Raw genomic sequence first — 15003 nt, 5'->3', positions numbered from 1 at the left:
CTAATCTGTCCTGTACTTCCTTAAGACTTGCTCCAGCCTCAAACAGCAAGGAGCAATGAGTGTGACGTAATTTATGTGTACTAATTTCTTTTAACCCATATTTTTTTTGAACTTTTAATATCCATTTACGAGTTTTTGTAGGCTGTAAAAAATCATTATTTTGATTACTAAATACCAGTTGCTTAGAATTAAGCAGTTTATTTCCTAATAGTTCTTTTTGGTGTTTTTTCCATTCTTTAAGGATGTCCATTGTTTTTTTATCCATCTTGATTGTACGACTAATTCCTGTTTTAGTGCTTTTAATATATAGTCTATTATCTTTTCCTCTTGAAAGTGCTTTAGTAATACTGATTTCATTTGCATTAAAATCAATATCTTCCCAGGTTAAAGCAAGAGCCTCACCTTTACGCATCCCTGAATAGGCCAATAATCTGAAAAAAGCAAAAACCATATAATTGTTTTCTTTTTCAAGACAATCTAAGAATTTTTTTAATTCTTCTTTTGTATAAAATTGAGTTTCAACCTCTTCTTTTGTATTTAATTCTTTTTTTCTTTTTGGCATTTCAACAAGTTTAAAAGGATTACTTTTTATTAAATCTAATTTCATAGCATAGTCGAGAACTTTAGATGCGTAGGCTTTAACAACTCTAAAGTTTTGTAATTTATTCGCCCATTCATTAATATGTTTTTGACAAATTTGTACATTTATCTTCTCGATTCGATAGTTACCCATTGACGGCAAAATATGATTTTTAAAAATGCGGCTTGTTTTTAAAAATGTACTTTCTTCAACGGTTTTTTCGTAAGTTTCTATCCATTGATTGAATACATCCTGATATGTGGCAAATGTTTGTTTTTTATATAATCCATTTTCAAATGCTACTTTTAACTGTCTAGCTTTTTGCTGAGCTTCTTTTTGAGTTTTGCAGCCACTTATAGTTGTTTTAACTCGTTTACCTGTTAAAGGATCTGTTCCAAGATAAACTTGAATTTTATAATATTTTTTACCGTTTTTGTAGTATACAACTGGTGTAGCCATAGAAAAAAACCTCCTAATATTTACTTACTTGTGGGGGCAAGTATAAATTTTAGGAGTTTCTAATTTCTTGTTTATTCTTTAAATTCGAGTTTATTTTCTAAGTTTTCAATTGTTTTTAGTATTAGACTTCTATCATTTATAGAAAGTTCTCTACCGTTGCTATATATCGGAATTTGAGTGAGTTGAAGCATTTTATTTAAATCAAATTTATTTGATTCAACATCAGAAAATATCAATAAGCGAAAACAATTATCAATATCTAATATTTTTTTTAATTCTTTGTATAAACTAAGATTTTCTTGATATCGAATTTTTATTTTAGAAGATATATCATTATCAGTATTATCTATATCTGGAATCATTTTACGATATTTCTTCAATACTTCAGATAATTGATGTATATGAAATCTAATGTTTCTAATACCGAATTTTCTTGTAATGGAATCTGGATTAAAAATAATATGAAAATCATTTTTTAATAAAAAATAAAAGTATATAAATGGATAGTCGAAAAATTCTGCTAATTTTAATAAATCTTCATTATTTAAGTGATTAACATTGTTTTCTTCAAGTTTAATTAATGATTGCAAAGGTATTTTTGTTTTCATAGATAATTCTTCTAAAGATATCTGCTTTAGATTTCTTGAATTTTTTATAATTTCAGCAAAAGAATAAATTTTTTCTCTTTCAATTTTAAGATCTTCAATATTTATTGATGCAGATGATGAATAAGGAATTATATACCCTGCTTTCGCCATTAATTCAAAAAAAGGAATATTTAAAACTTCAGATAGTCTTTTTATTACTTTAATATTAGGTATTTTTTTATTATTTTCTATTTTTGAAAGATAACCCTGAGAAATGTTCAGTTTTTCTCCTAATTCAATCATTGAAAGCCCTCGTTTTTTTCTTGTTTCTCTAATTAATCCACCAAATGTATCCACTCTATCATCTCCTTTCCTAATATAATATCATATTATTCCTGAAATGAATACTTAATGCTTGAAAAGTTAATAAAAACCAATTATATTCATATAAGGAATATTCCTTTTAGGAATATTCGTTGAATTCACAATTTAATTTTAAGAAAGGGTGAATTTAATATTGTCAGTTGATTTTGAAAAACAACTTAGAGATTTAATCTACAAAGCGACACAAGATGCTATAAAACAATTAAAAAATAATGAAGAAAAACAATGGTTAAGTTTAAAAGAAGGAGCACAATATGCAGGAGTAAGTTATAACACATTTCTTAAATTTCGTGATTTAGGTTTAAAAATTTGTGAAATAGATGGTGTTAAAAGGGTTAATAAAAAATCAATTGATGAATTCTTAGAAAAATTTAGTTATTAAAATGAAGTTTATTTGTGGGGGCAAGAAAAAATAAAACAAAGATAGGTGATGAAATAAATGAATAATTCCAAAATAGTTTTATCTGATTTAGGAAAAGCTGCTATATACTATGCAAAGTATTTAAATTGGAATGTATTTCCTTTGATTCCGAGAGATAAAAAACCAATTACATCTAATGGTTTTAAAGATGCCACCACAGACCTTAATCAAATCGTTTATTGGTGGACAAGATATCCATATGCAAACATAGGTATAAGAACAGGAAAAGAATCTAGTTTTATAGTTATAGATATTGATAGTGAAATTGGTCATAAATCTTTTGAAATATTTATTAGACAATATGAATCCTTGCCTAAGACGATTGTTAGCATAACAGGTAGTGGTGGGAAACACATTTTATTTAGATATCCAAATATTAAAAATATAGTAATAAAAAATAGGGTAAACTGGCTTGAAAAAGTAGATATAAGAGGAGATGGAGGATATATTGTTGTTCCACCTTCAATTCATCCAAATGGTAGGAGATATACATGGGAATTAACAAGTAGGCCAAATGAAGTGAAAATGGCAGAATTACCTTACTGGTTATTAATTATAATCAGTGAAGATAAAGATAAAACAACAAAAAGGGAAACATCTTATTGGCGATATATATTAAATGGAGTGAATCAAGGAGAAAGAAATAATGCAGCAACTTCATTAGCGGGCCATTTATTTAGAAGATATGTCGATCCTGCAATAATCATAGAATTTATGGAGCTATGGAATAAAAAAAATAATCCACCGCTTTCTGATAAGGAACTAGAAGCTATCATCCGTAGTGTAGGTCGTAAAGAACTACAGAGAAGAAAATTTAGAAAAGCGGTGAAGTATTAATGAACAAAGAAAAATTATTAAGTGAATTAAATGCTACACTTTCAATCCAATGGGAACTCCCAATCCCATTGGATAATATAAAACTTCCCACTTTCAATACTAGCATATTTCCAAATTGGCTAAAAGATTATGTAGAAGCTGTCGCAGAAGAAACACAAACACCAGTAGATGCAGCAGCAATGGCGTGTTTAACGACATTATCAACTATTTTAGGAGGTAAATTTGTAGTAAAGCCGAATGGGACATCATGGACTGAAACATTGAGTTTATATTGTGTTTTAGCACTAGATCCTGCAAATAGAAAAAGCGCAGTTTTTCGTTTGTTTCAAGAACCGTTAACTAAATTTGAAAAGGAAGAAAGAGAACGGTTAATACCTCTTATAGAAGAAAAGCAAGCTGAAGAGAAAGCGATAAAAAGAAGAATAATTGAATTAGAAAATAAATATTCAAATGAATGTAATAAAGAAAAAACTAAATTAATTTTAGATGAAATTAAAGAATTGCAGAAAAAATTGCAGCAAAATGAAAAAATCATTTTTCCACGTTTTTTTACAAATGATGTTACACCTGAAAAATTAGCAGAGTTAATGTTTGAGAATAATGGTAGATTTGCAATATTATCTTCTGAAGGTGCAGAATTATTTGATATGGTTTCAGGAAGATATTCTGAAAAGTATAATTTAGATATATATCTGAAAGCTCACTCTGGTGACAATATAACTATAGATCGAAAAAATAGTAATAGCATTTTTATTCCCAATCCAACGCTAACAATAGGTTTATTTGTTCAACCAACTGTGATACAAAATCTTCCAAGAAAGTTTTCAGAAAGAGGTTTAACACAAAGATTTCTTTTTTTCTTGCCCCAATCATTTATAGGCTTTAGAAAAATAAAACCAATACCAATACCTACACAGACAAAGAAAATATATGAAATTAATATTAGAAAATTAATTACGTTTGAACACCAAAAACAAAAAAAGGAACCAATCCAACTAGTTTTTGATGAAGGAGCAACAAATTATTTAATTGATATTCAGACTGAAGTGGAAAAAATGTTAGGAAATCAAGATATGGATTTTGGCTTTAGAGGATGGCTGGGGAAATTAATCGGACAAATAGTTCGCATAGCTGGGGTGTTGCACATTGCAGAAAATATTCAAAATGAGAAAATACCAAATAAAATAACAAGAAAAACCTTAAAAAGGGCTGATTTATTAAGGGATTATTTTATTAAACATGCGGAAAAGGCTTTTGGTCTTATTGGAAAAAGAGAGAATTACGATGATTTGAAATATTTATTAGACAAAATAACATCTAAAAAATTTGAAAGGGAAGAATATATTGCATATCAAGAATTATGGCAATTAGTAAAAAAAAGATTTAAAAAATCAGAGGAATGTAAAAAATATTTAAATATTCTGGAAGAATTAAATTATATTAAAAATAGTTTTGAGGGGAGAAAACAAATAATTTATGTTAATCCTCATTTACAAAATAATTACCCTATTTCCCCTAATATTCTTCCAATACAATTACATCAACAACAGTAATTAGGATATTTACTTTCCCTAGAAGCCCCTAATTCCCTTTCAAATATTTAGGGTTTTTAGTGATTTTTAGGGAAAGGGGTTCCCCTTAAAAAATAATAATCTAATTTTACTTTTTTAGAAAATTAGGGGAATTAGGGGAAGTTTAAGAGAGATAAAAGAATTATATTAAATTTTAATTACTAATTGAAAAAAATCAAAAAAATTATATAATTTATTGTAGAGAATTTGTTGTTTTAGTCGCTATTTTAGCGAAAGCCGTCATACCTTCTTTATAGAAGGAGATTCGGCATAATGATTTGTGTCCTTAGATTGTTTAGTTTATAATTTGTAATAGAATTAGTAAAATGTAGTTTCTAGGTATAAAGTTGTTTTATGGATATTTATAAAAAGAGCGATAGTTTAACTCCTAAAAGAGTGAACTATCGCTTTTTTGTTTAATAAAAACTTAGGATTGATATTAAATTTTAGTAAAAAAGGATGGATAGCTAAAAAGGAAAAATGGAAGGAGGATAGGATAAGTATGAAAATGGATTTTAGTTTACTAATGAAAAGATTTTTTAAAAAAGACCAATATTAAATAGGACAGGTTATTTTTTGCAAATGTGTAAGTTAAGAAAGGATCACATTAATGAATTAAACCACGCTTTGAACTTGAGGCGTGGTTATTTGTATTTTGATTGATACACATTACGTATCCACAATGCAGGCAGGTGTTAAAGAGCCGATTGCCATTAGAGCCAGGCAGTTTAAAGATATGGCTGAATGCGTACTAGGAGGAAGTTCCTGCAAGAAAGTTGTGCCTACTACATTGGCGGTACGCATGGAACAGAGCGAATGCTCGCCCAGCCAATAATGGGTATGTTCCGGATAGCACTCATATTTACAAATGAATAATTGGATTAGAAGATTGGGCTTTCTCTTTGCCGAGTATTACAAATAATTATTTTTTTACGTTGTAGTATCGGCAAAGAGAAAGCCCAGACCAAAATTCTTCAATTCCTTGTATTTCGTGATTTCAACGTATTTAATTTCAATTCTTTTTTGAAGAAATGTTGAGGATTGAAGAATTGGCCAATGGGTGTATTATGCCTAAAATTCTAGGAAGGGGTTTAAATTATGAAACATAATATAAAAATAACTCCTTTAATTGAACAAATGGAAAAATTATTTCGTCATACCCGTACAGGATCTTTTAAGACGAGAGCAAGATATAAAAGTAGTTGCAGAAATTTTTTGGATTTTGTTCATAAGGAATTTAAACTTAAAAATATTAAAAACTTACAAGATAAGCATGTGGTCGCATACATCAAAAAAAGACAAGAAGAAGGGGTTTCTCCCAAAACAATTAAGAATGATTTAGTTGCCATTCGATATTTACACGATATGATTCCGAATGCAAAGTATCAATTAAGTGATAATGATGATTTAAAAAAATTATATGAACTTAAATTAGATAAAACCCCAGCAGTAAAAGGGGATCGGGGCTGGACCGATGAGGAGTATAGAAATATATTAAGTTTTGTAAATGAAAAAGCTTCGGAAAACAAAACAGCAGCAGATACAAGGGACGTCATGATTTTATGTAGAACAATGGGGCTAAGAGTGGCAGAGGCTGTTGCAATGAAACGTTCTCAAGCAGAAGAAGCATTGCGTACAGGGATTTATCAGGTACGTGGTGAAGCAAAAAATGGAAAGTGGAGACAAGTACCATTATCCAATGAAGCAAGACAAATGTTACTAAATCGTTTAAAAATAGTTAATAGAGGCGAGAAAGTATTTGTTGGACCAAATGAAAAAACACACCATGCAATCAATAGGGTAGAAAAGTTTTTAGAAAATCATAGAGAAAAATTTGTTACAGAAGAAGGAAAACAAAAAAGAATGTATAAAGGAAAATCAAGTCCCTTAACGTTTCATGGATTACGATATAATTACGTTCAAGATCGAATAAAAGAGGAAATGGAAAAGGGATATAGTTTTGAGCAAGCTACTTCATTCGTAACAAAAGAGGTTGGTCATGAAAGAATTGATGTTATAAAGGTGTATTTAGGAAATAAAAATGTTTTATTAATCACGGATTAATATTCAAATTAAAATGAAATAATTAAGGCCATATATAATTTGATGACGTAAAAATATCCTTCAAAGTATTGAGAATAAAGGATTTTTAATTTTGAACGTCAGACGTTGAGGATAAAGAACGTCAGACGTTCTTTAGGGGGTTAAAATCCTTAAAATATTTACGTTTTTAAGAATGCAAATGAGTCAAACGTCAGACGTTATGGCAAAATGACAAGAATGGGTGAATCGAACGTCAGACGTTTTTAGCCTCATAATTTGCTAATTCTTTGATACACAAGGGATTACGAGAAGAAAGAATGTCATAAAATATTACTAGGATAAAAATTGAAATAAGAGTAATAGGGAGTAAAAATAGTACAAGTCAAGTCGCTGTTTACAGTAAATATGAAATTCTATATACGTCCATGTTGGGATGAGAAATAACATAAGATATCACAAGGAATAAAAAATAATGGGATAACAACACCAACTGGATAACATGATGCTTCACACTGTCGAGTTCTTTTCCAATTGCTTATCAATAAAGTAAATAAAAAATTGACGGAATTAAACACCGTATTAAAAAATGAATTGTAGTAAAAGGCACAAGGAAAGGTGAAAAATAATACTTGCTATGATAAGTATCAAAGAATTTCTTCGTTAGAAAGGAAGAAAGAGGATGGTTAAACATGGGGCAAAAAAAGTAAAGATTTCCGAGCAAAGACAAATCACGATTCCTGAAGAATTTTATGATGCTTTAAATTTTCAACATGAAGTGATTATTGAATTTATAGGTAAAGCAATTGTGATTTTGCCAAATGAAACAGTGAATTTTTTGGAGGATATTGAAGAAGTTGATTTTTCGGTAGATATATTAAGAGATCTTGTATCCCAAGGATACGAAGGTGAAGAATTGATACAAAAATTTATTGAAATAAAGGCTGAAATTCCAAAGGCTTTGGAGCGTATTAAACAGGAAGCAATGGAGAGAGGAGGTGTTACAGGGGATTTGGAAGAGAATTTTGAGTTGTTGGAGGAAGAAGATTCATAGAGAATTTGTTGCAGCAAAGCTCAAATTGTTAATAGAGAATTTATAGTCATTGATTTTGTGAAAACAATACTTTTCTTTTAACCAAATTTACAAAAATAGATAATTAGTTAATCTTTTTCTTTTTCAATATAGTGCTTATAGAAATCATTGTATTTTTCTTTTTCTTCTTCTGTAAGTAATTTAAGAAATTCGCAAATCATTAATTCGATTAATGAATTAGTGGAATTTGCTTTAACAGTCTCAACGAGTGCTTTTATTTTTTTGTGTGTATTTTGATTTACTCGTAATGTTGTAATTTCTCGGTTAGGTATTTTTTCTTGCTGATTAAAAAATTTTTTCCAATTTTTTCTTTCAGTATTCTCCTCAATAGTATTTTTATTAATAATTTTCACTGTACCAATATTCTTTTTATTATTTATATAGTACATCTTTAATCCCTTGACATTCTTGAAAATATCCTCTGATACGCTTTTATGATTTTCTAATAAATAATTAATTAATGATGATAAAAGAAAATTTGAATCAGACTCTTTTTCGCAATTTTCATTCAAGCTTAAAATTTGAAATATTATTTTTTCCGAACTAATAGATAGTTTTTTTAAAATTTGAGCGCCTGCTCCTACTTCTTCACGAACTAAAGCAATTAGTAGATGTTCGGTATCTATATAGTTTTGTCCAAACCTTTTTGCTTCTTTTTCAGCTAATTCAAAAAGTTTATATGCATGGGAAGAATAATGAGAAGGCATAGGTTTCTTATTTTTCCCTATTAATCCTAATTCAGTAATTTGATGTTCAATCATTTGAGAATTTACATTTAATGATTTTAAAACTTTTGATGCAATCCCTTCATTAACATTTAATAAAGCTAAAAGTAAATCCTCCGTTTCAACTTTGTCATGTTTCCAATGTAGAGCTAATTCTGTTGCTAAATCTAATACTTTCTTTGATGTATCAGTAAATAATGTATAATTTATCATTAATATTCCTCCCCAAAATTTTTGTGGAAACTTATTAGTCAATTTATTGTAGAGATAAATTCTTCTTCTGCTGGTAATATCAATGTATATACGCGTATATTTTTAATTTGCCAAGACAATCTGAAATTATTCATTTTATAAAAAAATATCCCCCTTAATATCATTTCAATAGGGATTGAGATGGGAATATAAATCATTTCAGTTGAATTTCAATTAAAAATATATTTACAATGATGATTGAATTTTCTCTGGAAAGTAATTTATGGGTTTATTACTAACTAAATATGCATTGTTTAGAGCCTAAGTTTAGGCTCTTTTATTATTTTTAAATTAGTGTTTATAAAAGTATACTTTAAGGATAGTGCTTAATAAGAGTGAAATTATGTTTAAAAAGGTAGAAAATCCATTTTATAAACATTTATAAAAAGTAATACACCTTTATAAACAATGATGTTAGAATATAGTAAAAAAGTGTTTAAAAAGTAGGTGATATAACTTTGGTTAATACAAAAACTTTTGGCTATGTTCGGGTATCATCTGCTGATCAAAATGTGGATAGACAAATACATAAGATGTTGGAATTGGGTATCGATGAAAGAGATATCTTTATTGATAAAGCTAGTGGGAAAAATTTTGATAGACCTAATTATCAAGCTTTAAAACGCGTAATACGAGAAGGGGATTTAATTTACATTGATGCTTTAGATCGACTGGGGCGAAACTATGATGACATCATTAAGGAATGGAAAGAAATAACGAGAGAAATAAGTGCAGATATTGTTATACTAGAAAATCAGACGCTTTTTGACAGTAGAAAATTTAAAGAAATGGGTGATGCGGGAAAATTAATGGAGGATCAATTCCTTTCCTTATTATCTTATGTTGCCGATCAGGAAAGGAAGAAAATTTTAAAGAGACAAGCTGAAGGAATAGAGGCTGCTCGGAAAAAAGGAAAACATTTAGGTAGACCAAGAATAACTTTAGAAACATTGAGTCAAAAGCAACTTGAGCTTTTAGAAAAAAATTATATGAAATGGAAAAATAATGAAATAACAGCTAATGCATTTATGAAATTAATAGGACTAAAGCGAAATACTTTTTATAAGATAATGAGAGAATATGAAATAAAAAAATGATTATTTATTAATTCGAATATTTCCAATTGTACTGAAAAGTTTTATTAATCAAGAAATAGTGTCGAAACTAAAATTAAGTAGCATGTATTTTTGCATATTGTATGTATGTCTTGCTGGATTATTTTATTTCATAATACAAATAAAAGTAATAATAAATAAAAAATGTGGGGGTACGATGTTAAATGTGGAGAAAGCAAATTGAAAGTAAAGTTAATTCCCAAAAGAACAGTGTAGCATTTTTAGATTTAAGTAAAAAAGAGGTAAGCTATTCTCCTTTAATTAAGAAAAATAGAGAAATAAAATCTGTGACAGGAGATGAAGAGATAATAAGAGCATATCTCCTTGATAAGTTAGTAAATGACTTAGATTATAAAGCTGAAAATATTGAAATAGAAAAAGAATATAACATATTGGGAGGACATTCTAAACTTACTCCTAGAATTGATGTAATTGTTAAAGACAGTGAGGGAAATCCCTTTTTCTTTATGGAATTAAAAGCTCCTAATAAATATGAAAAAGATAAAGAAGAAATAGAAGGTCAATTATTTGCATTGGCTCAAGCTGAGGAAAGGGACTATAAAACTTCTGTTAGATATTTAGTTTATTATACAGTAGATACTTCTAATCTAGAAGATAAAGTAATAATTATTGATTATAAAAAGTACCCTACTTATGCTGATTGGGAAGCGGACGGTTTTATTTCAATTGGCTCAAGTTTAACACCAGGTTATGGAGAACCTAAAAAACAACCATTGATTAAAGGGGATAAAAAAAATGACTTAAGGGTTGAAATAGATAAAGAAGAAATAGAGGGACTAGCTAAAGATTTACATAATAAGTTGTGGGGGGGAGGAGGTACTAATGATAGTGAGATATTTTATTCATTAGTAAATATTATTTTAGCTAAAATTCAGGATGAGTATGAAAAAGTAGATGGGCAAGAATATGATTTCCAGGTATATCAGTATGGTACAAATACAGAAAGTCATAAAAAAATATATGAACGTATAAATGAGCTATATAAAAGAGCTAAAGTTGAACAATTAAATGTAACTGATGAACAACAATTAAATGATGACAGTGTTGTTAATTTGAATAAATTTCAATTAAATAAATTAGTTTATACAGTACAATCATTAGAAAAAATATCATTTTTAGAAGGAAGAAATTCATTAAACGGGAAAGATATTTTAGGAGATTTCTTTGAAAGAATAACTAGGGATGGTTTTAAACAACATAAAGGTCAATTTTTCACACCTAATACAATAGTAAAGTTTTTATTATACGGTCTAAAATTAGATGAATTAGCTATTAAAAAATTAAATGAGGAAAGAAGTTTACCTTATATAATTGATCCTTCAGCAGGCAGCGGAACATTTTTAGTAGAAGCAATGAAATTAATTACGAAAGAGCTAAAATATCGGCAAAAAAGTAAAATAAAGACAAGTCGACAAATACAGAAACGATTTGAAGAACTCTTTAAACCAGATTATAACGAAAATAAATGGGCAAGGGAGTATTTATATGGTACTGAAATTAATTTTGATTTAGGCACAGCTTCAAAAGTAAATATGATATTACATGGAGATGGCTCTACTAATATTTTTGTACAAAGTGGGTTATTGCCATTTAGATTATACAAAAGTGAAGGGGCAAATATTTTAGAAACTGTTAAAACAGAAGAAGATATAAATTATAGAAAAGAGATTAACGGTAAGTTTGATGTAGTGATTAGTAATCCTCCGTTTAGTGTCGATTTAGATTCAGAGACTCTAAAAGACTTAAAGAATGTTTTTTTATTTAGTGAAAAGAAAAATTCTGAAAATCTATTCATTGAAAGATACTATCAACTACTTAAAGAGGGAGGGCGCTTAGGAGTAGTACTACCGGAAAGTGTTTTTGATACAATCGAGAACAAATATATTAGATTATTTATTTTTAAGTATTTTAATGTTAAAGCAGTTGTAAGTTTACCGGAGGTTACTTTTGAACCTTACACTTCAACTAAAACAAGTATTCTCTTTGCTCAAAAGAAAACTATTGATCAGGTAACTGAATGGAATAATAAATGGAATGAGTACGGTAAAGAGTGGAGTAAATTATGTACAAGAATCAAAAATTATTTTAGTTATTATGTCGAAGGAAAAACAATAAACAAAAAATGGCCTAAAGATGTTATTGAAGATTTATCTGAAAATAATGAGACTAACATAAAAAATAATATATTTAGATTTTTAAAAGAGTTCATAATTGATTCTGATAAGACATTAAGTGTTAAGGATCTGTTGATTAAATACAAAGATGAAATAGATGAAGTTTCTAAAATTGATAAAGAAACAGATGAATTTGGTTTTTATAATGCAATGTGGGTATTTGGTGAAGTAGCGAAAGATTATGATTATAATATATTAATGGCAGAAGCAAAACATGTAGGGTATAAGAGATCAAAAAAAGGCACAGAAAAAGTAATGCCAAATGAGTTATTTGATTTGGAAATTTTACCATTTGAGTTTGATAGTCAGACAATAATCAAATCATTAGAAAATGAAATAGAAGATTTACAAAGTAAAATAAATATTTTACTTGATAAGATAAAAGAAAATAAAATTAAGCTTGGACAAAAGAAAACACAAACTTTAAAAAATCAAATAGAAAAAGATGAACATAATCTTGAAATGTTAAAAACTGAAATTGAAAGAAAATCCGAAAGCATAAATTTAATTCAAGAAATAGCAGCAAGATACTATGATGATAAAAATTGTTTATTAAAAGAATTTGTCGATCGAACTGATATTGACTCTTATCATGCATTATTATTTAAAGATGGAATTTTAAAAGATTATCGAAGTGATGAAATTGTATTAAGAGAAACACAAAAAATAAAAATTTTAGATTATCTTCGACAAGAGGTGAAGTGGGAGTGAAGATAAGCAAAAAAAGTATCGCTGCTATTTCTCATGATTACAGCCTAAGGTTTGATGTGAAATATTTAACGGAATATGAAAATAATCAAGGAAATATTTATAATTATAAATATTTATTTGAAATTGTTGATTCAAATAATAAAGTGTATTTAGATATGGAAATTCCGTTTAAATATGCTGAAATAGGAAATGTAAATAAGTTTGGAGAAGTATTCCCCAATGAGTTGCAATTAAGTAATAGAAATGAATTAAATGAAGACCTTTTTAAAAAAATTGAAAAAGGGGATATCTTCAAACCACAGAATGGTAACATTCTAATATCTACCATTAGACCTTATCTAAAAAAAATACTGTATATAAATGAAGATGCTTTAGAAGATTATACCGACATATATTTCACTAAAGCTTTTATAGAAATTAAACCAAAAATAAATAATAAAATTTTGTATTATGCATTGAGAACTATTTTTATAGAAAAAGTAAACTCTGTATCCAGACAGGGAAAAGGCTATCCTATTCTAAAATCTGAAGACTTAAAAAGACTAAGTTTTCCTAAAAAGAAAATTGACTATTTAGTTAGACATGAGTCAAGGCTTATCAAAGAAATTAATAAAATCGAAAAAGAAATATCCATCTTAAAATCTAAAATGATTTCAAAAAAAGATATAATTGACAATTTTCTTTCTAAAGAGTTTTTAATTGATTTAGATATAATTAATGATATTGAAAAAAATTTTAGGATCAATGTATCAAAAAGTAGTATTTCTAATAAAAATCGAGGTCTTCGTTTCAGTTTTCGATGGAATAAGATGAGAGAAATTCAGAAAAATATATATTTAGGTTTAGATAATATTCAGCAACTAGGAAAATACATCGTCCAAACAAATAATGGTTGGAGCCCTCAATCAGTTATTGGTGGTGAGGGCACACCTATATTAGGACAGGAACATTTTAATTTTGAAGGTAAAATAGATTTAAATCCTGTAAAATTTACTTTAATAACTAGAAATGATATTGAGAAATTCTATATAAATAAAGGTGACTTTTTTGTTAGTAGAGGGAACACAGTTGATTTAGTAGGTCTAGCAGGTGTTGTTGAAGATGATGTTGAAGAAAATATTATTTATCCTGATTTATATATTAGAGTTAAATTTAATGAAAATATTAACCCGAAGTATATAGCAATTATTTTTAACTCTTTTATAGGAAGATTATATTTCAAGTATGTATCAAAGGGAAAAAACCAGTCCATGGTGAAAATATCTAAAGATGAGTTAAATAATTTTTATCTACCAATTCCCTCAATTGATCAACAAAATGAAATCGTAAATAATATTGAAATATTACTAGCACAACAAAATGATTACTTATCTAAGATAGAATCAAAATATGAAGAAATTGCTAATTTATTTAATTAAAAATTTAAAAAAGTAAAGAATAGCCGTAAATCAGAATCAACCGTCTTTCGCTTAGATGGCGGTCTCTGTTTTTTGGCTTCTAGCAGAAATTTCTTTTATGCTCCCTTAATGATGATCATAATTTGATTTGTAAAATGTTTATGTTATTCTTTGCACGAATAAAGATAAATTGTAATAATAATTTCGAGTAGGAGTAGTAAATGTATCAGGATATAATGACTAAACTAAAAGATTTGAAAAATGAATTAGAAATTAATATACAACAAAACATACTTTCGAATTTACCTGCTGATTTACAACAAAAAATACTTAATAAAGAGAAATTAACAATTAAAGAACAAGTAGAATATTTAAAAGCAAAAGGTATAACGTTTAATTATACAACTGAGAAAGAGGCCATTGAGTATCTAGCTAATAATTCTTACTATTATAAAATCACAGCTTATAAACATAACTTTCCTAGAAACTCAGAAGGCCTATATATTAATCTTGATTTTGGTCATCTTAAGGATATTGCAATTATAGATATGCATTTAAGATATCTCTTAATTAAATTGTCACTTGATATTGAACATGCCTTAAAAACAAAACTTATTCAATTTATAACTGAGGATT

12 protein-coding genes are annotated in these 15003 nt (G+C 27.8%); 9 read left to right on the top strand and 3 right to left on the bottom strand.

Annotated features, from left to right (window positions below; translation table 11 throughout):
• Window positions 1–1039, bottom strand: a 1039-nt coding sequence (locus HR057_RS16275) for a site-specific integrase (RefSeq protein WP_173732501.1), incomplete at its 3' end; no start/stop codon positions are given.
• Window positions 1040–1110: 71 nt separating this feature from the next.
• Entirely contained in the window at window positions 1111–1983 is an 873-nt protein-coding gene (locus tag HR057_RS16270) for a helix-turn-helix domain-containing protein (protein ID WP_173732500.1), read from the bottom strand.
• A gap of 160 nt (window positions 1984–2143) precedes the next feature.
• On the opposite strand from HR057_RS16270, the gene HR057_RS16265 reads away from it, so the two are divergent.
• The 5 genes from HR057_RS16265 (at window position 2144) to HR057_RS16245 (ending at window position 7933) form a co-directional block, all read left to right on the top strand.
• Entirely contained in the window at window positions 2144–2392 is a 249-nt protein-coding gene (locus HR057_RS16265; RefSeq protein ID WP_196237971.1) for a helix-turn-helix domain-containing protein, read from the top strand.
• 57 nt (window positions 2393–2449) lie between these two features.
• Complete coding sequence (locus tag HR057_RS16260; protein WP_173732498.1) at window positions 2450–3268, top strand: bifunctional DNA primase/polymerase; 819 nt, start codon at window positions 2450–2452, stop codon at window positions 3266–3268.
• Window positions 3268–4821, top strand: a complete 1554-nt coding sequence (locus HR057_RS16255) for a YfjI family protein (RefSeq protein ID WP_173732497.1) — start codon at window positions 3268–3270, stop codon at window positions 4819–4821. Before HR057_RS16260 ends, HR057_RS16255 begins: the two co-directional genes overlap by 1 nt.
• 1116 nt (window positions 4822–5937) lie before the next feature.
• Window positions 5938–6903: a tyrosine-type recombinase/integrase gene (locus HR057_RS16250; RefSeq protein WP_173732496.1), complete on the top strand. Its 966-nt coding sequence runs from the start codon at window positions 5938–5940 to the stop codon at window positions 6901–6903.
• Between the two features lie 658 nt (window positions 6904–7561).
• Entirely contained in the window at window positions 7562–7933 is a 372-nt protein-coding gene (locus HR057_RS16245; RefSeq protein WP_173732495.1) for a hypothetical protein, read from the top strand.
• Window positions 7934–8040: 107 nt separating this feature from the next.
• Here HR057_RS16245 and HR057_RS16240 read toward each other — a convergent pair whose 3' ends face one another.
• Window positions 8041–8910 carry an ATP-dependent Clp protease ATP-binding subunit gene (locus HR057_RS16240; RefSeq protein WP_173732494.1) on the bottom strand — a complete coding sequence of 290 codons (870 nt, stop codon included), beginning with the start codon at window positions 8908–8910 and terminating at the stop codon, window positions 8041–8043.
• Window positions 8911–9407: 497 nt separating this feature from the next.
• Here HR057_RS16240 and HR057_RS16235 point away from each other — a divergent pair, with 497 nt between their 5' ends.
• The 4 genes from HR057_RS16235 to HR057_RS16220 all read left to right on the top strand — a co-directional run.
• The gene (locus HR057_RS16235) at window positions 9408–10046 is read left to right on the top strand and encodes a recombinase family protein (protein WP_173732493.1); all 639 of its coding nucleotides are present in this window, start codon (window positions 9408–9410) and stop codon (window positions 10044–10046) included.
• Between the two features lie 182 nt (window positions 10047–10228).
• The gene (locus HR057_RS16230; RefSeq protein ID WP_173732492.1) at window positions 10229–12970 is read left to right on the top strand and encodes a restriction endonuclease subunit M; all 2742 of its coding nucleotides are present in this window, start codon (window positions 10229–10231) and stop codon (window positions 12968–12970) included.
• The gene (locus HR057_RS16225) at window positions 12967–14388 is read left to right on the top strand and encodes a restriction endonuclease subunit S (RefSeq protein WP_173732491.1); all 1422 of its coding nucleotides are present in this window, start codon (window positions 12967–12969) and stop codon (window positions 14386–14388) included. Before HR057_RS16230 ends, HR057_RS16225 begins: the two co-directional genes overlap by 4 nt.
• 200 nt (window positions 14389–14588) lie before the next feature.
• Window positions 14589–15003: Abi family protein (locus tag HR057_RS16220; RefSeq protein ID WP_173732490.1), on the top strand; the 415-nt coding region annotated here is incomplete at its 3' end.

The sequence above is a fragment of the Calidifontibacillus erzurumensis genome, assembly GCF_013303125.1.
Lineage (GTDB): Bacteria > Bacillota > Bacilli > Bacillales > Bacillaceae_J > Calidifontibacillus > Calidifontibacillus erzurumensis.
The sequence above is the reverse complement of the archived record's forward strand: the minus strand, read 5'-3'. Positions and strand labels throughout refer to the sequence as shown.